Raw genomic sequence first — 20,507 nt, 5'->3', positions numbered from 1 at the left:
GGGTCAGCGCGTCCGGTCGGTCCCCGCACGCATGGCCACGTCGATCAGCGTGGCTGCCGCGCGCCGCGCGTGCCGTGCCGGCGTCGTGTCGCCCGCGATCGCGGCCGTCGTCTGCGCACCCTCGGCGAGGAGTGCGAGCTGGGCGGCGAGCTCCTCGGCCGCGTCGAGGTCCGGCACGGCGGCCGCGGCGAGCCCGGCGACGTACCGCTGGAACGAGTCCTTGTGCTCGCGGGCGATCTCGGCGACCGCGGGGGAGGTCGCACCCAGTTCACCGAAGGCGTTGATGAAGCCGCAGCCGCGGAAGGTGTCGTCGCCGAACCACTGCTCCAGGAAGTCGTACATCGCGAGCAGCCGGTCCCGCGGGGTCCCCGCTGCGGCCACCGCCTGCTCGATGCCCTGCTCCCAGAGGTCGTGCCGCCCGCCGAGCACCGCGGCGACGAGCTGCTCCTTGCCGGGGAACACCGAGTAGAGCTTCTTCAACGAGACGCCGGCGGTCGTCCGGATCTCGTCCATGCCGACCGACTGGAACCCGCGGGCGTAGAAGAGCGCGTCCGCGGCGTCGACGATGCGCTCGCGCACCTGCGGGTCGGTCGTGCTGGCGGTGCCGGACACGGGCATCCCCTTCCTCCGCTGCGGTCCCACTCGTCCCCGTCGCCTCGGGAACGGACGTTCTCCAGTGTAGGCCGCGTCCCCCGGTCCCGGTCGAGCCCGGGATCGGGGGGACGGCCTAGTCCTCCTCCGGCGCGTCGTCCGGGTTCGTCACCTGCGCACGCCCGGCGGGGTCGAGGTGGATCGACGTGCCGTCGTCGAGCTCGACGATCGGCTTGCCCTCGAGGTACGTCAGCGTCCAGCGCCAGGTCGATGCGTCGACCGACGCCGCCGCCAGCTCCTCCTCGACACCGCGCGCGGCGACGACCATCGCCTCGGGGAGTCGCTCGGGTGGCTGCCCACCCACGTTCCAGCGTGTACCCAACTGCATCCGTGCCTCCAGTGCCGACTCGTGCTCGTGCTCGTGCTCGTGCTCGTGCTCGTGACGACGGGCCGGGCCGCACGCGACCCGGCCCGTCGACGGACGACGCTACGCCTGCTGCTCCGCGAGCTCGATCTCGGTCACCGCGAGCTCCTCGCCGTCCGTGAACGACAGGTTCTCGATGCGGCCCACGGCGGCCAGGTCGACCGCCGCGCGCTCGATGAGCGCGCGCTGGTCGGCCGGAGCCGCCACGACGGCACGGGTGACCGGCGTCTTCTGGGACGCCTTGGCGGCGGTCTTCGCACCGCGGATCCCGATCAGCGCCTGGCCGACGGCGGCCAGCAGCCCGGACGGCTCCGCCTGCGTCGGGAGCTCCGTGACCGTGGGCCACGCGGCCGTGTGCACGCTGGTGTCGTGGGTCCAGGCCCACACCTCCTCCGTCGCGAACGGGAGGAACGGTGCCAGCAGACGGAGCAGCGCGTCGATCGCGGCGCGCAGCGCCAGGACCGCACTCGCCTGGGTCTCGTGCGTCGCGTCGGGCGCGGTGCCGTAGGCACGCTCCTTGACCAGCTCGAGGTAGTCGTCGCAGAAGGTCCAGAAGAACCGCTCGGTGACCTCCAGCGCACGGGCGTGGTCGAAGCCGTCGAACGCGGCGGTGGCCTGCTCGATCACGGAGCCGAGCTCCGCCAGCACGTCGACGTCGAGGGGCTCGGTGACGGTCGTCGCACCGCTCGGCAGTTCGAAGCCGTACACGAACTTCGCCGCGTTGAGCACCTTGATCGCCAGGCGACGACCGACCTTGATCTGCTTCGGGTTCTGCGGGTCGAAGGCCGCGTCGGTGCCGAGCTTCGACGAGGCTGCCCAGTAGCGGACCGCGTCGGCACCGTGCTGCTCGAGGATCGAGAGCGGCGTGACGACGTTGCCCTTCGACTTCGACATCTTCTTGCGGTCGGGGTCCACGATGAAGCCGGAGATGCTCGCGTGCTTCCACGGCGCGACGTCGGCCTCGAGCTGGCTGCGGAGTGCCGTCGTGAAGAGCCACGTGCGGATGATGTCCTGCGCCTGCGGGCGGACGTCGTACGGGAACACGAGGTCGTAGAGCGCCGGGTCCGTCTCCCACTTGCCCGCGAGCTGCGGGGTGAGGGACGAGGTCGCCCAGGTGTCCATCACGTCGAGCTCCCCCTGGAAGCCGCCGGCGACGCCGCGCTGGTGCTCGGCGTACCCGGGGGCCGGCTCGGACGCCGGGTCGACGGGCAGCTGTGCCTCGGTCGGGACGATCGGCTGGTCGAAGACCGGGTTGCCGTCGGCGTCGAGCGGGTACCAGACCGGGATCGGCACGCCGAAGAAGCGCTGGCGCGAGATGAGCCAGTCGCCGGAGAGGCCACCGACCCAGTTGTCGTAGCGGACGCGCATGAAGTCCGGGTGGAAGGCGATCTCCTCGCCGCGCTTCCGCAGGGTCTCCTTGAGCTGCTCGTCGCGCGCGCCGTTGACGATGTACCACTGGCGGGTCGAGACGATCTCGAGCGGCTTGTCGCCCTTCTCGAAGAACTTCACCGGGTGGTTGATCGTCTTCACGTCGCCGACGAGCTCGCCCGACTCGGTGAGCGCGTCCACGAGGACCTTCTTCGCCGAGAAGACGGTCTTGCCGGCCATCTCGGCGTAGAGCTCCCTGCCGCGGGTCGACTCGATCCACGCGGGCTCGTCCGAGCGGACGCGGCCGTCGAAGCCGATGATCGCGCGGTTCGGCAGCTGCAGTTCGCGCCACCACACCACGTCGGTGGTGTCACCGAAGGTGCAGACCATCGCGATGCCCGCGCCCTTGTCCTGCTGCGCCAGGTGGTGCGCGAGGACCGGGACCTCGACGTCGAACAGGGGGGAGCGGACGGTCGTGCCGAACAGGTCCTGGAAGCGCTCGTCGTCCGGGTGCGCGACGAGGGCGACGCAGGCGGGGAGCAGCTCCGGACGGGTGGTCTGGATGACGACGTCCTCGCCGCCGTCGGTGCGGTGGAACGCCAGGCCGTGGTACGCGCCGGGCATCTCCTTGTCCTCGAGCTCGGCCTGCGCGACGGCGGTGCGGAAGGTGACGTCCCAGAGCGTCGGGGCGTCGGCCTGGTAGGCCTCGCCGCGCTCGAGGTTGCGGAGGAACGCACGCTGCGCGCTCGCCCGCGAGGTGTCGTCGATCGTGCGGTACGACTGCGTCCAGTCCACCGACAGGCCGAGCGTGCGGAAGAGGTGCTCGAACTGCTGCTCGTCCTGCACGGTCAGGCGCTCGCACAGCTCGATGAAGTTGCGGCGCGAGATCGGCAGCTGGTCGCCCGCCTTGCTCGACTTGCCGTCGCCGCCCTCGAACGGCGGCACGAAGGCGGGGTCGTAGGGGAGCTGCGGGTCGCACCGGACGCCGTAGTAGTTCTGCACGCGGCGCTCGGTCGGCAGGCCGTTGTCGTCCCAGCCCATCGGGTAGAAGACGTGCTTCCCGCGCATGCGCTCGTACCGGGCCTTGAGGTCGGTGTGCGTGTAGGAGAACACGTGCCCGATGTGCAGCGAACCCGACGCGGTCGGCGGCGGGGTGTCGATCGAGTACACCGCGTCCTTCGTCGCGCTGTCGCGGTCGAAGCGGTAGGTGCCGTCCTGCTCCCAGACCGGACCCCAGACGTCCTCGAGGCCGTCCACCGTGGGCTTGTCGGGCATGGGCTTCGTCATGGCAGGGCCTTTCGATCGATGTGTGCGGCACCGAGTCCGTGGTGAGGTGCCTGAGTGTCGCGCGTACAGTACGCGGTGGCCTCATCGTAGCGGTCCGCCGCGTCGGAGCGCTCCATCTGGTAGGCTGTCGGAGTTTGTCCGGCGAGCGCGGTGTTCGCGAGGACTGCACAGTCGCTCTCCGCCGGATGCCCGAAGGCAAGACACAGCACTACCGGAGGAACGAACTTGGCACCGAACGACGCACACCAGCACGGCGACCGGCCGTTGCGCACGAAGGGCGCAGCGAAGCGTGCACGCCGCAAGCTGACCGAGGACGACGTCACCGTCGTCGAGGAGTCGCTGCTCAAGCGTGCCGTCGCCGCTGCGGCCCTCGGCAACGCGATGGAGTGGTTCGACTTCGGCATCTTCGCGTACCTGACGGTCACGATCTCGAAGGTGTTCCTGCCGGCGGGCGACCCGACGTCGAACCTCGTCGCGACCTTCGGGTTCTTCGCGGCCGCCTTCATCGTCCGCCCGATCGGCGGCGCCGTCTTCGGCCCCATCGGCGACAAGATCGGCCGGCAGAAGGTCCTCGCGCTGACGATGATCCTGATGGCCGCCGGCACGCTCATGATCGGCCTCATCCCGTCGTACGCGACGATCGGCTTCTGGGCCCCCGTGCTGCTCCTCGTCGCCCGCTTCGTGCAGGGCTTCTCGACCGGTGGTGAGTACGGCGGTGCCGCGACGTTCATCGCTGAGTACTCGCCCGACAAGCGCCGCGGGTTCATGGGCTCGTGGCTCGAGTTCGGCACGCTGGCCGGCTACGTGCTCGGCGCGTCGATCGTCACGGTCCTGCAGTACGCGATGCCCGAGGACACCCTGCTCAGCTGGGGCTGGCGCATCCCGTTCATGATCGCCGGTCCGCTCGGCCTCATCGGGCTCTACCTCCGCCTGAAGCTCGAGGAGACCCCGGCCTTCCAGAAGCAGCAGGAGCAGGCCGCCGAGCGCGAATCGCAGAAGACGCCGTTCCTCAAGCTGTTCGCCGAGAACTGGCGCTCGCTCATCATCTGCATCGGCCTGGTCCTCGTGTTCAACGTGACCGACTACATGCTGCTGTCGTACATGCCGACCTACCTCGAGACGAACCTCGGGCAGAACGCCACGTTCGGCCTGATCCTCATCGTCATCGTGATGATCCTGATGATGGTCGTCATCACCTTCGGTGGTCGCCTGTCCGACAAGTTCGGCCGCCGGCCGGTCCTCGCCGCCGGCTGCATCGGCTTCATCGTGCTGTCGTGGCCGGCGCTCAAGCTCGTCCAGACCGGGACCGGTGCCGGGGTCTTCTTCGGCCTGCTGATCCTCGGTCTCGTGCTCGTCACGTTCACGTCGACCATGCCGTCGACGCTCCCCGCGCTGTTCCCGACGATCATCCGCTACGGCGCGCTGGCGATCGCGTTCAACGTGTCCGTCTCGCTCTTCGGTGGCACGACGCCGCTCGCGACGCAGGCGCTCATCGCCGGGGCGAAGGACGCCGGGCTCTCGTGGGCCGAGGACATCCCGGCCTTCTACCTCATGCTCGCGGCCGTGATCGGCCTCGTCGCGGTGTTCTTCACCAAGGAGACGGCTGCGACGCCGCTCATGGGCTCGGGCCCCACGGTCGCCCACGAGGACGAGGTCGCCGACGTCATCAAGGACTACAACGACCCGACCTCGGAGCTCGCGCAGTCCGACTGGGCGAAGGACTTCTCGACGAGCGAGATCCCGATCATCTCGGGAGACACCCCGAAGCCGGGGTCCGACAAGGAGCCCGCGGGCTCGTAGCCGCCGCTGTCGGCCGGGAGGCACGGTGCACGTCCGCCACGGACGCGCACCGTGCCTCCCGGCATGTCCGCTCCGTGGGCGCTCCCCGAGTCTCGGCCCGGCGGACACGTTCGCGGCTTCGGTGCCGCGAACGTGTCCGCCTGAGCGAGACTCGCCCGCTGGCGCGGCGCAGCGGTCAGGCGCCGCGGGCGAGCCGGGCGGCAGCGTCGACCAGGCGCGCGGTCGCCGGGTGCTCCGGCGCGCCGAGCACGCGTTCCGCGGGGCCCTGCTCGACGACGCGGCCGTCGTGCACCACGAGCACCTCGTCCGCCATCCGCCGGACGGCGCGCAGGTCGTGCGACACGAACACCATCGCCACGCCGGTCTCGTCGCGCAGTCGTTCGAGCAGCGTGAGCACCGCGTCCTGCACGGTCGCGTCGAGTGCCGTCACCGGTTCGTCGAGCACCACCACCTCGGGCGACGTCGCCAGCGCCCGGGCGATCGCCAGTCGTTGCCGCTGTCCGCCGGAGAGCGTGCGCGGGGCGCGTGACCGCAGCTCGGGGTCGAGTCCCACCTGACGGAGTGCGGCGTCGACCGGGTCGGCCAGACCACCCCGCGCCCGCCGCTCCTGCCCGCGGGACAGGGCGTCCGCGAGCACCCGTCCGACGCTCCACCGCTCGTCGAAGGTCGCCCCGGGGTCCTGCACGACGGCCGCCACCCGGTGCCGACGAGCCCGGCGCTCGCGCTCGGGCAGGGGCACCCACGGGTCGCCGTCGAGCGTGACGGTGCCGGCGTCCGGCGTCTCGAGTCCGAGCAGCATCCGCGCCACCGTCGTCTTGCCCGACCCGGAGGCGCCGATGACACCGGTCACGCGGCCCGGTCGCACGGTGATCGACACGTCCTGCACGGCGGGCACCCCGTCGAAGGAACGGGTCAGTCCGGAGCCCTCGACGAGCGGGGCCGACGGCGCACCGGTCCGGGGCGCCCGTCCCACGGCCCGGTGCGTGTCCGCCCGTGCCGCCCGCACCAGGGCTGCGGTCGCCGGGTGCTGCGGTGCTGCGAAGACCTCGGCGACCGGTCCGTGCTCGACCACCGTCCCCTCGTCGACGACGAGCACCCGGTCCGCCCACCCGGCGACGAGCCCGAGGTCGTGCGTGATGACCAGCAGCCCGGCGCCGCGGTCCTGCACGGCCCGGAGCTGCTCCATCACGGTGACGGCCACGGCGGCGTCGAGGGCGGTCGTCGGTTCGTCCGCCACCACGAGCGCGGGGGAGGCCACGGTCGCCGCCGCGATCAGCGCGCGCTGTCGCATGCCTCCGGAGAGCGTGCCGGAGCGCCGGCCGTCGGTCGCCATCGCGGGGTCGAGCCCCACGCCCGCCAGTGCGGCGCGCACGGCATCGACCCGTTCTGCTGCGCGCAGGTCGGTGTGCAGGCGCAGGGCGTCGGCGACCTCGCGGCCGACGGGGCGGAGGGGGTCGAGTGCGCCGAGGGCCTCCTGGCCGACGTAGCCGACGGTGCTCCCGCGGAGCCGACGCCAGCGCCGCTCGGCGAGCCCGCGCACGTCGGAGCCGACGAGGTCGAGGCGGTCGGCGGTGACCGCGGCACCCGCTGCGGAGAGCCCGAGCACCGCCCGGGCGGTCACGGTCTTGCCGGAGCCGGACGCCCCGACCAGGGCGACGCACTCACCGGCGTCGACGTGCAGGTCGACGCCGTGCACCACCGTCGCGCCGTCGATCGACACCGCGAGCCCGCGGACGTCGAGCACGCGGGTCCCCACCGGCCGTGCTGCACCGGTCCGTCCCGCGACGTCGTCGGGCCCCCGCTCGGAGCTCCTCACCGCACGGCCCCCGTCCGCCGCACCGCACGGCCGAGCACCGTCAACGCGGTCGCCAGCACCACGATGGCGAGGCCCGGGAAGGTGCTCATCCACGGCGCGGTCAGCAGGTAGGTGCGGCCGTCCGCGAGCATCGCACCCCACTCCGGCGCGGGCGGCGGGGTCCCGACCCCGAGGTAGCTGAGCGCCGACGCCCACACGACCGCCTGGCCGACCCCGAGCGTGGCGACGGCGACGACGGGCCAGAGTGCCGCGGGCAGGACGTGCCGGAACACGATCCGGCCGGGGGAGCGGCCCTGCAGCACGGCGGTCTCGACCACCTGCGACGACCGCGCACTCCGGACCAGGCCGCGGACGATCCGGGCGTACCCGGGCGCCGTGGCGAACCCCACCGCCAGGGTCGCGGGCACCGGTCCGGGGCCGGTGACCGCGATGACGACGAGCGCGACGAGCAGCAGCGGCAGCGCGAACGCCACCTCGGTGACCCGGCCGACGACCGCGTCCACGATCCGACCACCGAGTCCGGCGAGCGTGCCGAGCAGGATCCCGGTGAGACCGCCGACGAGCGTCGCGGCGACCCCGACCACGAGTGACGCCCGTGTCCCCGCGACCACGCGCGCGAGCACGTCGCGTCCGGACTCGTCGGTGCCGAAGGGGTGCGCCGGTCCGGGTGGCGTCAGGGCGTCGGCGGGGTGCACCGCGAGCGGGTCGCCGCCGCCGAGCAGCGCCGGCCAGACCGCCGCCAGCACCGCGACCGCGACGACGACCGCCGCGACCGAGCCCGCCGGGCCGAGCGTCCCCCCACGGAACCGCTCGGACCGTCGGGCCCGCCCCTCGGACGCACCGGCCGGGAGGCCCGGGTCGAGCACCCCGCTCACCGTGCGTCCACCCCGCCCTGCGTGCGCACGCGCACTCGCCCCACGCGACCGGCCGGGCGTCGGTCGCGGGTCCGCGGGTCCACCGCCCGCTCGACCAGGTCCGCGACCGCCAGCACGACGACGTACGCCGCGGCGGACACGAGGGCGATCCCGGCCACCAGGGGCATGTCCCGCTGGGTGACCGCGGTGACCAGGGCACGACCGATCCCGGGCAGCGCGAAGACCGACTCGACGACCACGGCACCGGAGACCAGCGAGCCGAAGGCCCACGCGGACAGGGCGATCCCGGGGAGCGCCGCGTGCCGGAGCAGGTGACGACCGAACAGTCCGACGCGGGTCTCCCCGCGGCCGCGGGCTGCGAGGGCGAACGCGGAGCGCTGGGCGTCGACCACGCCGTCGCGGACCGTCTCGGCGAGGTACCCCGCGACCGGCACGGCGACGGTGAGCACGGGCAGGACCCAACCGCGCAGGCTGCCGTCCGACACCGCCGGCACCCACCCGAGTGCGCTCGCGAAGACCACGATGAGCACGCTGCCGAGCCAGAAGTGCGGCACGACGCTCGCCGTCACGGTGATCGCGCCGGTCAGGGCCGCGGCGATCCGCCCGCGCTGCGTCGACCACCACGCGGCGCCGATCGCCAGGACCCAGGCGACGACGAGTCCGGCGACCGCGAGCGTCAGCGTCACGGGGACCTGCTGCGCGAGGAGCTCGGACACGGGCGTGCGGAACGCGTACGAGTCGCCGAGGTGCCCGGTCGCCAGGCGCCCGAGGAACACCGCGTACTGCACGAGCACCGGCCGGTCGAGGCCGTACTCGCGGCGGACGGCCTCGACCGCCTCCGCCGAGGCCTGGGACCCGGGGCCGCCGAGGATCGCCAGCGCCGGGTCACCCGGGATCAACCGGATCGCGACGAAGACGATCGTGGCGACCGCCCAGAGCACCCCGATGCCGCCGGCCGCACGGCGGAGACCCCACAGGACCCACGCCGACCACCCGCGACGGGTGCCGGTGCGTGGCGGACGCGGGGCGGGCCTCCCGGCCGGCTCGCCCGTCAGCGGGCGATCCACGCGGTGCCGAACCACGGGGTGGAGACCGACGTGGTCTCGATGCCGTGGACGGCGGAGCGGTACAGGAAGTGGTTCTGCTGGTCGTAGAGCGGCAGGACGGTGCCGCTCGCCAGGATCCGCTGCTGCGCCTGGCGGTACAGGTCGCCGCGCTCGTCGGCGTCCGACGTGCGTGCCGCACGCTCCAGCAGGTCGTCGACCGTCGGGTCGTCGAGCTGCGCGAGGTTCGCGAAGTAGCCCGACGGTGCGGGCTCGATGCTCGCGCTGTCGTACAGGATGCGGAGGACGTCCGGGCCGACCTTGGTGTACGGAGCGCTGACGACGTCGTACTCGTTCGCGGCGAGGGCGGCGTACCAGCTGGAGAGGTCGAGCTCCTCGAGCCGCACGTCGAACCCGACCGCCTTCTCCGAGGCCTGGACCTGCTGGAACAGGCTGCGCTCCGCGGGCACCGACTGGTTCGTCGACACCGGGAAGGTGACGGTGAGCCGCTGCCCGTCCTTCTCGCGGACGCCGTCGCTGCCGACCTTCCAACCGGCCTCGTCGAGCAGGCGTCCCGCCGTCTTCGGGGAGTACTCGAACAGCGCCGGATCGGAGTACCCGTCGGGCTCGACGCTCGACAGCACCGAGTACGAGCGCTTCGCGGTGCCGAGGAACAGGCTCTGCAGGCCCGGGTCGATCTCGGCGCCGGCGATGAAGGCCTTCCGGACCGCCTCGTCGCGGAACACCCCGTGCCCGGAGTTCAGTTCGAGGCGGTTCGAGGCGCCGGGGCGCGGGGCGTCGAGGTCGCGGATCGCGCCCTTCGTCGAGGCGCTCTTCAGCTGGTCGGGCTGGGCGTTGTCGATGACGTCGACCTGGCCGGCCTGCAGTGCGGCGTAGCGCGAGGTCGAGTCGGGCAGGAAGCGCCACGTGATGCCGTCGAGGCGGGGCTCCGTCGAGCCGGTGAGCGGCGTGTACGCGTCGTTCTTCGCCAGGGTGATGCGATCGCCCCGCTGCCACTCCGTGACGGTGAACGGGCCGGTGCCGACGGGGGATGCGCAGTTCGTCGCCTGCGGGCGCTGCAGGGCCTTCGGTGACTCCATGCCGACCCAGGGCTGCGAGAACGACTCGAGCAGCGCGCTGTCCGGGCGGCTCAGGGTCAGCGTGACGGTGTGGTCGTCGGTCGCCGTGGCCTTCGTGATCGACTGCAGGGCGAGGTAGCCCGTGCTCGACGCCGTCGTCGGGTCCTGCACGTGCTCGATGTTCGCGACGACGGCGGCCGCGTCGAACGGGGTGCCGTCGGAGAACGACACGTCCGTGCGCAGGTCGAGCGTCAGGGTCTTCCCGTCGTCGCTCGTCGTCCACCCGGTCGCGAGGGCCGGCGTCGGCTTCCCCGCCCGGTCGAGGCCGGTGAGCATCTCGATGTACTGCGTCGACAGCAGGGCCTGCGGGTAGTTCCCGCCGACGTGCGGGTCGAGGCAGGTCGGCTCGGCGTCGCCGGAGGCGTACGTGAGCGTCCCGCCGCTGACCGGCGTGCCGGCGTCCGTGGCGGTGCCACCGCCGGTGCAGGCGGTCAGGGCCAGCAGGACCGCGGTGGCTCCCGCGGCGGTGAGGAGCGCGCGGGCGCGTGTTTTCTGTACTCGGTCCAAGATCATGGCTGCACGAGTCTAGCGGTTTACTGGCGGCATGGACGAGACGATGCGCCGCGGTGGCCGCCCCCGACGCTCGAGTGCCGAGGTCCTCGCCGACGCGGCTGCCGAGCTGTTCCTCGAGCAGGGGTACGCGCGGACGACCGTCGACCAGATCGCGGCCCGGGCCGGGGTGAGCCGGGCGACGTTCTTCAACTACTTCGGGGCGAAGTCGGACGTGCTCTGGCTGGAGCTCGACGCCGCGGTCGCCGACCTGCCCGCGTTCCTCACCGCCTCGACGGAGTCCTCGCCCGTGCGCGCCGTGGAGCAGGCCGTGCTCGCCGCGGCGCGGGCGCACGACCCCGACCGCGTGCCGTGGGCGATCGCCCAGGCCGAGGTGATGGACATCGGCACCGAGCTCGTCGCCAGTGTGGCGGCGCGGGTGATGGCGCAGCACGGGGCGGTCTCGGCGTTCGTCGGCTCGCGGACGGGGGAGCACCCGACGTCCCTGTGGCCGCAGACCGTGTCCGGGGCGATGCTCGGGGCCGCGGCGGCGGCGTTCGGGGTGTGGGTCGCCGACGGCGTCGCCCGCAGGTCCCTCGTCGAGTACGTCGGCGCGGCGCTCACGCCGGTCGCGGCGGGCCTCGACGCGCGCTGACCCGACAGGCGCTACTCGGTGCGGAGCGTCCCGGCACCGCCGGCCGCGACGTCCTCCACCGTGCCGTCGCGCACGATCCCCGGGACGTCGCCGTCCCCTCGGGCCGCGAGCGACGCGTCGCCCGGGATGCTCAGGGTGAGGACGGCCTCCTCGATGTACTGGCTCTCCTCGAGCGACGCCTCGACCCGACGGAGCCGGACCGCGACGTGGTCCTCGAGCTCGTTGCCGGTCAGGTCGACCGCGGCCACCAGGAACACCCGGGACGGTCCGACGAACTCCAGGTGCAGGTAGGTGACGCGCTCCACCTCGTCGCGACGGAGCAGCTCGGTGAGCACGGCGTCCTCGAGCTCGGGGGACGTCGCCTCGCCGACCAGGAACCGGCGGTTGCGCTCGATGAGGACGATCGCGACGACCCCGAGCAGGAGTCCGACCGCGATGGAGCCGATCGCGTCGAACACCGCGAGGCCGGTGAGCTGGTGCAGCAGCACGCCGAGGAACGCGATCACGAGGCCGACCAGCGCCGCGGCGTCCTCGGCGAAGACCGCCCGGAGCGTGGGGTTCGACGACTGCAGCACGTGGCGGAGCACCGGGACGCGGCGCTTCGTGGCGGCTCCGTGTGCCTGGCGGTAGGCCTGCAGGAAGCTCGTGCCCTCGAGGACGAACGCGATGCCGAGCACGACGTAGTTGAGCACGACGTCCTCGGCCGGACCGGTCTCGCCGAGCTCGGTGATGCCGTGCCAGATCGACACGACGGCACCCGCGGTGAAGAGGCCGAACGCGGCGAACATCGACCAGATGTAGGTCTCGCGACCGTACCCCAGCGGGTGCTTCCGGTCCCGCTTCTTCGCGCCGCGTCGTTCGGCGACGAGCAGGAAGATCTCGTTGCCCGTGTCGGCCCACGAGTGCGCGGCCTCCGCGGTCATCGACGCTGAACCCGAGATCAGGGAGGCGACGGTCTTGGCGATGGCGACGAGCAGGTTGGCGGCGAAGGCGATGACGACGGTGAGCAGGGACTCCGGACGGTCCTGCTTCTCGGACGAGGGCATCGCTCCAGCATGCTCCGACTCTTGTAGACTCGTCCCACCAGGCGTCGAACCGGCCATCACCGGTGAGCCTCCGGAAGAACGCGGCAGCACCACCGCCGTCAGTAGACCCGGGCGGACCGGACCGCACCCCATCCGGCGAACGAGCGGTCGGTCGCAGCGCGAGCAGCGTCCGGCAAGCGAGGTGGTACCGCGGAGCACGCTCCGTCCTCGTGGAGACGAACCGAACCCACAGGAGCAGCTCGTGGCCTACCCCCTCAACGTCCCCACCGACGGTGTCGTCCCGTCCCCGTCCTTCCCCGCCGTCGAGCAGGGCATCCTCGCCTTCTGGAAGGGCGACGACACGTTCCGGGCGTCGATCGACCAGCGCGAGGGCTGCACGGAGTGGACGTTCTACGACGGCCCGCCCTTCGCGAACGGCCTGCCGCACTACGGTCACCTGCTGACCGGCTACGCGAAGGACGTCTTCCCGCGCTACCAGACCATGCGCGGCAAGCAGGTGCACCGCCGCTTCGGGTGGGACACCCACGGGCTGCCCGCCGAGCTCGAGGCCATGCGGCAGCTCGGGATCACCGAGAAGCACGAGATCGACGACATGGGCGTCGACGTCTTCAACGCCGCGGCCAAGCAGTCCGTGCTGCAGTACACCGACGAGTGGCAGGCGTACGTCACCCGTCAGGCGCGCTGGGTCGACTTCGAGGACGACTACAAGACCCTCGACGTCACCTTCATGGAGAGCGTCCTGTGGGCGTGGAAGCAGCTCTGGGACAAGGGCCTGGCGTACGAGGGCTTCCGCGTCCTGCCGTACTGCTGGAACGACCAGACGCCGCTCTCGAACCACGAGCTGCGCATGGACGACGACGTCTACAAGATGCGCCAGGACCAGTCGGTCACGGTGTCGTTCCCGCTGCATGGCGCCCGCGCCGCTGCACTCGACCTGATCGGGGTCCGCGCACTCGCCTGGACGACGACCCCCTGGACCCTGCCGACGAACGCGGCGCTCGCGGTCGGTCCGGACATCGCCTACGCGGTCGTGCCGGCCGGGCCGGGAGGCGCGGCTGACGGTGGCGACGCCGGCTCGGCTCGGTACCTCCTGGCTTCGGACACCGTGGCCGCCCACGCGAAGGAGCTCGGCTACGAGAGCGCGGACGACGCGCTCGCCGCCGTGCTCCGCACGGTCGTCGGCGCCGAGCTCGACGGCGTCGAGTACGAGCGCCTGTTCGACTTCCTCGCGGAGGCCGAGGGCTACGAGCACGCGTGGCGCATCCTCGTCGCCGAGTACGTCGAGACGGGTGAGGGCACCGGCATCGTGCACCAGGCCCCGGCGTACGGCGCCGACGACCAGGAGGTCTGCGCGGCCGCCGGCATCCCCGTGGTGCTGTCCCTCGACGAGGGCGGACTCTTCACGGCGCAGTTCGGCGACGTCGCCGGCATGCTCTGGTCGGACGCCAACAAGCCGCTGACGAAGGCCGTGCGCGAGGCGGGCCGACTGCTCCGCCAGGCCTCGTACGAGCACAGCTACCCGCACTGCTGGCGCTGCCGCAAGCCGCTCATCTACAAGGCGGTCTCGTCGTGGTTCGTCCGCGTCACCGAGTTCCGCGACCGCATGGGCGAGCTCAACCAGGACATCAACTGGGTGCCGGACAACGTCAAGGACGGTCAGTTCGGCAAGTGGGTCGGCAACGCGATCGACTGGTCAGTGTCCCGCAACCGGTACTTCGGCACGCCGATCCCGGTCTGGGTGTCGGACGACCCGGCGTACCCGCGCCAGGACGTCTACGGCTCGCTCGAGGAGCTCGAGCGCGACTTCGGTCGCCTGCCGCTGAACGCCGACGGCGAGGTCGACCTGCACCGTCCGTTCATCGACGAGCTGACCCGGCCGAACCCCGACGACCCGACGGGGCAGTCGACCATGCGACGCATCTCCGACGTGTTCGACGTGTGGTTCGACTCCGGCTCGATGCCGTACGCGCAGGTGCACTACCCGTTCGAGAACCGCGAGTGGTTCGAGGAGCACAGCCCCGCGGACTTCATCGTCGAGTACATCGGGCAGACCCGCGGCTGGTTCTACGTCATGCACGCGCTGTCGACCGCGCTGTTCGACCGCCCGGCCTTCCGGAACGTGATCAGCCACGGCATCGTGCTCGGCTCGGACGGCCAGAAGATGTCGAAGTCGCTCCGGAACTACCCGGACGTCTCCGAGGTGTTCGACCGCGACGGCGCCGACGCGATGCGCTGGTTCCTCATGTCGTCGTCGGTCATCCGCGGCGGCAACCTCGTCGTGACCGAGGAGGGCATCCGCCAGGGTGTCCGCGAGTTCCTGCTGCCGCTCTGGTCGACGTACTACTTCTTCACCCTCTACGCGAACGCCTCCGGCGACACCGGCTACCAGGCCTCGCGCAGCACGGCGAGCACCGACGTGCTCGACCGGTACCTGCTCGCGAAGACCCGGGTGCTCGTGGCGGACGTGACCACGCACCTCGACGCGCTCGACACCCCGCTCGCGGCCCAGGCCGTCCGGGACTTCGCCGACGTGCTGACCAACTGGTACGTCCGTCGGTCGCGCGACAAGTTCTGGCTCGGCGCGGAGTCCTCACCCGAGGCCCGCGCGGCGTTCGACACGCTGTACACCGTGCTCGAGACGCTCACCCGCGTCGCCGCCCCGCTCGCGCCGCTCGTCACGGAAGAGGTCTGGAAGGGCCTGACCGGCGGGCGCAGCGTGCACCTCGAGGACTTCCCGTCCGCCGACGAGTTCCCGGCCGACGACGCCCTGGTCGCCGCGATGGACCGCGTGCGCGACGTCGCGTCGAAGGGGCTCGCGCTCCGCAAGGCGACCGGCCGCCGTGTCCGTCTGCCCCTCGCGACCCTGACGCTGGTCGTGCCGGACCCGGCAGCGATCGAACCGTTCGCGGACATCCTGCGTGACGAGCTCAACGTGAAGCGCGTCGTGCTCGAGCAGCAGGAGGAGTCCTCGCTCGGCCGCTACGGCATCGAGCGGAAGCTCACCGTCAACGCCCGCGCCGCCGGCCCCCGGATCGGCAAGCAGGTGCAGCAGGTGATCCCGGCCGCCAAGAAGGGCGACTGGGTCGCGACCGAGTCCGGCGTGACGGTCGGCGGCGTCGACCTCGTCGAGGGCGAGTACACGCTCGACCTCACCGTCGCGGACGACTCCGTCGCGGTGGCGTTCCTCGACGGCGGCGGCTTCGCGGTGCTCGACACCGTGACGACCCCCGAGCTCGAGGCCGAGGGGCTCGCCCGTGACGTCGTCCGCGCCGTGCAGCAGGCCCGCCGCGACGCCGACCTCGACGTCAGCGACCGCATCGTCCTGACGCTCCGGGTCTCCGAGGACGCCGAGGACGCGATCCGCACGCACGAGCAGCTCATCGCGGGGGAGACCCTCGCGACGAGCGTCGAGGTGACCACGACGACGTTCGCTCCCGGCGAGGGCTCGGACGTCGGCGACGGTGCGAAGGTGTCCGTGGAGGTGGCACGCGCATGAGCGACAGCGAGCAGTACGACGACGACCACGACGGCATCGAGGACCTCGGTCCGCTCGACGACACGGCCGGGGTCCGCATCCCGGTCGGACCGTCCGGCGAGCAGGCCCCGACGGACGCGCTGCCGTACGGCGGCGACGACGACGAGGTGCAGCGCGTCGAAGCCGCCCTGTACGCCCGGATCGGCGAGCAGGCACCCGAACGTCGGTTGACCGCCACCCGACGGGCCGTCGAGCTCCTCGGCGACCCGCACCTGGCGTACCCGGTCATCCACGTCACCGGCACGAACGGCAAGACGTCGACCGCGCGCATGGCCGAGAGCATCGTCCGCGCCCACGGGCTGCGCACCGGCCTCATGACGAGTCCGCACCTGGTGTCGATCCGGGAGCGCATCGTCATCGACGGCGAGCCGATCGCGGCCGACCGGTTCGTGGAGAACTGGGACGACATCACCCCGATCCTGGCGATGACGGACCAGGAGCTCACCGACAAGGGCGAGCAGCCGCTGACCTTCTTCGAGGCGCTGACCGTCCTGGCCCTGGCGTGCTTCGCCGAGGCACCGGTCGACGTCGCCGTCATCGAGGTCGGCATGGGCGGCGAGTGGGACTCCACCAACGTCGTGCAGAGCCAGGTGCAGGTGATCACCCCGGTGGCGATCGACCACGCCAAGCAGCTCGGGTCGACCGTCGCCGAGATCGCGCGCACCAAGTCCGGCATCATCAAGCCGTCGTCGTCGGTCGTCTCCAGTGCCCAGACGCCCGAGGCCCTCGCGGAGCTCGAGCGGGCCGCGGAGCTCACCGAGTCGACGCTCGCCGTCGAGGGCACCGGGTTCTCCGTCGTGTCCGACACCCCGGCCGTCGGCGGACAGCTCGTCACCGTGCAGGGCATCGCCGGGCGCTACGACGACCTGTTCGTCCCGCTCTTCGGCCAGCACCAGGCGCACAACGCCGCCGTCGCGATCGCCGCGGTCGAGTCGTTCCTCGGGCGGGGCTCGCAGGCCCTCGACGAGGACGTCCTGTCCGAGGGCCTCGCGAACGCGACCAGCCCCGGCCGGCTGCAGCCGATCGCGCAGGAGCCCACCGTCGTGGTCGACGCCGCGCACAACCCGCACGGGGCGCGCGCCCTGGCCGAGGCGCTGCCGGTCGCGTTCCCGTCCGAGCACGTCGTCGGCGTCGTCGGGATCCTCGGCGACAAGGACGCCCGCGGCTTCGTCCGGGCGCTCAAGGACACTGTCCAGACCTTCGTCGTCACGCAGCCGCCGGGGGACCGTGCACTCGACGCCGACGCGTTCGCCCGCATCGTCGTGGCCGAGGTGGGCGAGGACCGCGTGGTCGTCGAACCCGCGCTCGAGCAGGCACTGCAGGAAGCGCGCGACCTGGCGGAGGAGGCGGACGCCGAGGACGCCCTCGTGCTCGTCGCCGGCTCCATCGTCATGGTGGGGAAGGTCATGGACCTGGTCCACGCGGAGAGCGGGACGAAGTGACGGACGCACCACGGGCCTCCCGGCCGGGTCGACAGTCGCGCGTGCGGAAGCCGCGCCCGCAGCGCGGTGCCCGCGAGAGCCTCCTCGCGATCACCCTCGGACTCGAGGCCGTGATGTTCTTCTTCCCGATGCTCGTCGTCTACGGGAAGGGCACGCTGCCGCCGCTCGCGGCGTTCGGTGGCGGCATCCTGGCGATCATCGTCCTCGCAGCTGCCTCACGCCTGACGGGCAAGCGCGCCGGTGTATGGTTCGGGTGGCTGCTGCAGGCGGCCATCCTCGCCACCGGCTTCATCGAGCCGTTCATGTTCGCGGTCGGCGCGGTGTTCCTGGCGCTGTGGGTGTTCTGCTTCGTCAAGGGCGGTCAGCTCGACCGGCAGAACGCCGCGTTCCGGGCCGCTCAGGCCGAGGACTGACCACCACCGAACCACAGGAGAACTGCGTGTCCGATCTCGAAGAGACCCTCGTCCTCGTCAAGCCCGACGGCGTCGCCCGCCAGCTCACCGGAGAGGTCCTCCGTCGCATCGAGACCAAGGGCTACGAGATCGTCGACCTCAAGATGGTCACGGCGTCGCGTGAGCTCCTCGACCAGCACTACGAGGAGCACCAGGGCAAGCCGTTCTTCGAGCCGCTCGTCGAGTTCATGCAGTCCGGCCCGGTCGTCGCCGTGCGCGTCGCCGGCAACGGTGTGATCGCGGGCTTCCGCTCGCTCGCCGGCACCACGGACCCGACCTCGGCCGCCCCGGGGACCATCCGTGGCGACCTCGGTCGCGACTGGGGCCTCAAGGTGCAGCAGAACCTCGTGCACGGCTCGGACTCCCCGGAGTCGGCCGCCCGCGAGCTCGCCCTCTGGTTCGCCTGATCGACCGAAGCGGAGCACAGACGCGATGACGAACAACGACCGTCCCACGAAGAACGAGCGTCGCCAGCACGCCCGTGAGGTCGCCCGCCAGCGGGCCGACGCCGAGAAGCGCCGCAAGCGCCGCAACAAGTGGTTCCTGCAGGGCGGCATCGGCCTGGGCATCGTGGCCGTCGCGGCGATCATCGCGATCGTCGTGGTGAACGTGAACAGCGGGGGCACCACCTCCGCCGCCGGCCCGAAGAACATGGTCACCGGTGGCATCCAGTTCACCGGCGGCGACGGCAAGATCACCCCCGTCACGACCGGAGCGGTCTCGGCGGACGGCACCCCGTCCCCGGTCGCCACGGCCGACAGCGACGGCAAGGTCAAGGTCGTCGAGTACGTCGACTGGGCCTGCCCGGTCTGCAAGCAGTTCGAGGGTGCCTACGCCGACCAGATCACCGACTTCGTGAAGAACGGTCAGGCGACGCTCGAGATCCACCCGGTGTCGATCCTCGACCGCAGCTACCTCGGCTCGCGCTACGCCAGCCGTGCCGCGAACGCCGCGATGTGCGTCGCGAACTACGCGCCGGACAAGTTCCTCGACGTGCAGACGCAGTTCTTCGAGAAGCAGCCGGAGGAGGGCACGAAGGGCCTGACCAACGCCGAGATCGCCGACCTGGTGAAGGCCGGCGGGGCCACCGGCTCCGACGTGTCCGAGTGCCTGTCGAACGAGACGTACAAGGGCTGGGTCACGAAGATCACGAACCAGGTCACCTCGGACCCGGCGGTCGCCGGTCCCCAGGGCTTCGGCACGCCGACGATCCTGGTGAACGGGCAGCGTGTGAGCACCCTCACCGACGTCGTCCCGACCATCGAGGCCGCCGCGAAGTAGTCGGCCCCGCCGCACTCGGCCCCGCGCTCCCGATCCGGGAGCGCGGGGCCGATCGCTGTCCCCGGACTGCCTGGGGCGCGGGCGCGCGACGCAGAGCCTGGGGCGCGGGGAGGCGCCTGGGGTGCGGGGAGGTGCGGTGCGGCGCGGGGGCGCGCGGCGGCGTGCGCACCTGGTCGATCCGGGCGTACCGAGCGAAACCGGGCGTACCTGGCGCTTCGGTTGCACCAGGAATGCCCGAAAGCGCCTTGCATCGCAGGTGTCATGGGAAGGATCGGGCGTCCGGGCCTGGCCGGGTCGGCGGATCACGGGCCGAGGCAGCACGCTCGCCGGTGCGGGACGATCCGCTCGCACACCGGAGGAGCGAGGAGCACGTGTCGTCCGGACGCTGCGCGAGCGATCAGGACCGATCCGCCGGCCCTCCCGAGTGGGCAGGACACGCCGCTGGCGATCCGGGCGAGGGCACGATCCGTCGCCGGAGAACGTCGAGCGTGACGGATCTGGCCCGCTCGAGGGACCGGGACGGGGGCATCGCAACGGTCCGGTGGCGTCAGGACGACCGGGACGTGCACCGAGCAGCGGCCCGGCAGCGTCAGGCGGACCGGGACGCCGTCACGAGCGCGGCGTCAGAACGGGAGCGTCGAGAGCACGCGGGGGAACACGATGAGGATGCTGACCACGATCACGGCGTAGTTCGCCAGCACGAACGCCCACGAGTAGGGCAGCAGCGAGCGCCCGACCCGCTGGAGCCCGGCGCCGAAGCGTCCCTGCGCCGCGTTCCAGGTCGTGAAGATCCAGAACATCGGGATCGTCACGGTCCACACGAGCAGGCACCAGGGGCACAGGTAGCCGATGACCCAGACGGTCTGCGTGAAGAGCCAGGTGACGAACACCCACGCCAGGAACACCCCGGCGTTGAACAGCACCCAGAACCAGCGGTGACCGTTCCGCATGCCGGCGAGCAGCATCACCCCGACGGCGATCGGGGCGACGAAGCCCATCACGCCGAGGAGCGGGTTCGGGAACCCGAACAGGGAGCCCTGCCAGCTCGTCATCACCTGCGAGCAGTTCACGAACGGACTCACGTCGCAGCTGAGCGCCTTCGAGGGGTTCTCGTACTTCGCGAACTCGTCCAGCACCAGGTTGAACGCGGCGAAGAGGCCGACTGCTCCGGTGACGATGAGGAAGACCGCCATCGCGACCGGGCGGCGGGGCGTGGTTGCGCTCGTGCTCACGGCGTCATCATCGCATGCCCGTTCCGGACCTT

The 20,507-nt window shown here is 71.8% G+C and carries 16 protein-coding genes; 7 read left to right on the top strand and 9 right to left on the bottom strand.

Annotation, left to right across the window (positions count from 1 at the left end):
* Positions 1–3: 3 nt before the first annotated feature.
* The 3 genes from ACIP6W_RS00665 to valS form a co-directional block, all read right to left on the bottom strand.
* Positions 4–612 (bottom strand): TetR/AcrR family transcriptional regulator, encoded by a 609-nt coding sequence (locus ACIP6W_RS00665; protein WP_271827119.1) that lies wholly within the window; start codon positions 610–612, stop codon positions 4–6.
* A 115-nt stretch (positions 613–727) separates the two neighbouring features.
* The gene (locus ACIP6W_RS00660; RefSeq protein WP_251159813.1) at positions 728–955 is read right to left on the bottom strand and encodes a hypothetical protein; all 228 of its coding nucleotides are present in this window, start codon (positions 953–955) and stop codon (positions 728–730) included.
* Between the two features lie 123 nt (positions 956–1,078).
* Positions 1,079–3,670, bottom strand: coding sequence for a valine--tRNA ligase (gene valS, locus ACIP6W_RS00655; RefSeq protein ID WP_245171563.1), 2,592 nt, complete (start codon positions 3,668–3,670; stop codon positions 1,079–1,081).
* A gap of 225 nt (positions 3,671–3,895) precedes the next feature.
* Here valS and proP point away from each other — a divergent pair, with 225 nt between their 5' ends.
* Positions 3,896–5,470 carry a glycine betaine/L-proline transporter ProP gene (proP, locus tag ACIP6W_RS00650; protein WP_235426521.1) on the top strand — a complete coding sequence of 525 codons (1,575 nt, stop codon included), beginning with the start codon at positions 3,896–3,898 and terminating at the stop codon, positions 5,468–5,470.
* 175 nt (positions 5,471–5,645) lie between these two features.
* Here proP and ACIP6W_RS00645 read toward each other — a convergent pair whose 3' ends face one another.
* The 4 genes from ACIP6W_RS00645 to ACIP6W_RS00630 all read right to left on the bottom strand — a co-directional run bounded on the left by ACIP6W_RS00645 (position 5,646) and on the right by ACIP6W_RS00630 (position 10,856).
* Positions 5,646–7,214, bottom strand: coding sequence for an ATP-binding cassette domain-containing protein (locus ACIP6W_RS00645; RefSeq protein ID WP_400427666.1), 1,569 nt, complete (start codon positions 7,212–7,214; stop codon positions 5,646–5,648).
* Between the two features lie 68 nt (positions 7,215–7,282).
* The gene (locus tag ACIP6W_RS00640) at positions 7,283–8,152 is read right to left on the bottom strand and encodes an ABC transporter permease (protein ID WP_400427664.1); all 870 of its coding nucleotides are present in this window, start codon (positions 8,150–8,152) and stop codon (positions 7,283–7,285) included.
* A gap of 5 nt (positions 8,153–8,157) precedes the next feature.
* Positions 8,158–9,228, bottom strand: coding sequence for an ABC transporter permease (locus tag ACIP6W_RS00635; protein ID WP_400427662.1), 1,071 nt, complete (start codon positions 9,226–9,228; stop codon positions 8,158–8,160).
* Entirely contained in the window at positions 9,213–10,856 is a 1,644-nt protein-coding gene (locus tag ACIP6W_RS00630; protein WP_251154790.1) for an ABC transporter substrate-binding protein, read from the bottom strand. The genes ACIP6W_RS00635 and ACIP6W_RS00630 overlap by 16 nt, the downstream gene beginning before the upstream one ends.
* A 31-nt stretch (positions 10,857–10,887) precedes the next feature.
* Here ACIP6W_RS00630 and ACIP6W_RS00625 point away from each other — a divergent pair, with 31 nt between their 5' ends.
* Positions 10,888–11,487, top strand: a complete 600-nt coding sequence (locus tag ACIP6W_RS00625; RefSeq protein WP_066653145.1) for a TetR/AcrR family transcriptional regulator — start codon at positions 10,888–10,890, stop codon at positions 11,485–11,487.
* An 11-nt stretch (positions 11,488–11,498) separates the two neighbouring features.
* On the opposite strand, the gene ACIP6W_RS00620 is transcribed toward ACIP6W_RS00625, so the two are convergent.
* Complete coding sequence (locus tag ACIP6W_RS00620) at positions 11,499–12,533, bottom strand: cation diffusion facilitator family transporter (RefSeq protein ID WP_066653147.1); 1,035 nt, start codon at positions 12,531–12,533, stop codon at positions 11,499–11,501.
* A gap of 241 nt (positions 12,534–12,774) precedes the next feature.
* Between ACIP6W_RS00620 and ileS the strand changes: the two genes are divergently transcribed.
* The 5 genes from ileS to ACIP6W_RS00595 are packed head-to-tail and all read left to right on the top strand — an operon-like array spanning position 12,775 to position 19,243.
* Positions 12,775–16,029 (top strand): isoleucine--tRNA ligase, encoded by a 3,255-nt coding sequence (gene ileS / locus ACIP6W_RS00615; protein ID WP_400427659.1) that lies wholly within the window; start codon positions 12,775–12,777, stop codon positions 16,027–16,029.
* Entirely contained in the window at positions 16,026–17,510 is a 1,485-nt protein-coding gene (locus ACIP6W_RS00610) for a folylpolyglutamate synthase/dihydrofolate synthase family protein (protein WP_251159807.1), read from the top strand. The genes ileS and ACIP6W_RS00610 overlap by 4 nt, the downstream gene beginning before the upstream one ends.
* A 41-nt stretch (positions 17,511–17,551) precedes the next feature.
* Entirely contained in the window at positions 17,552–17,923 is a 372-nt protein-coding gene (locus ACIP6W_RS00605) for a DUF4233 domain-containing protein (protein WP_066653151.1), read from the top strand.
* A 26-nt stretch (positions 17,924–17,949) separates the two neighbouring features.
* Positions 17,950–18,369 (top strand): nucleoside-diphosphate kinase, encoded by a 420-nt coding sequence (gene ndk, locus ACIP6W_RS00600; protein ID WP_058728426.1) that lies wholly within the window; start codon positions 17,950–17,952, stop codon positions 18,367–18,369.
* Positions 18,370–18,394: 25 nt separating this feature from the next.
* Positions 18,395–19,243 (top strand): thioredoxin domain-containing protein, encoded by an 849-nt coding sequence (locus ACIP6W_RS00595; RefSeq protein WP_058728427.1) that lies wholly within the window; start codon positions 18,395–18,397, stop codon positions 19,241–19,243.
* A 623-nt stretch (positions 19,244–19,866) separates the two neighbouring features.
* Here ACIP6W_RS00595 and ACIP6W_RS00590 read toward each other — a convergent pair.
* Positions 19,867–20,475 (bottom strand): vitamin K epoxide reductase family protein, encoded by a 609-nt coding sequence (locus ACIP6W_RS00590; RefSeq protein ID WP_251154794.1) that lies wholly within the window; start codon positions 20,473–20,475, stop codon positions 19,867–19,869.
* Between the last annotated feature and the right edge of the window lie 32 nt (positions 20,476–20,507).

This window comes from Curtobacterium sp. NPDC088465, assembly GCF_044753165.1.
Classification (GTDB): Bacteria; Actinomycetota; Actinomycetes; order Actinomycetales; family Microbacteriaceae; genus Curtobacterium.
The sequence above is the reverse complement of the archived record's forward strand: the minus strand, read 5'-3'. Positions and strand labels throughout refer to the sequence as shown.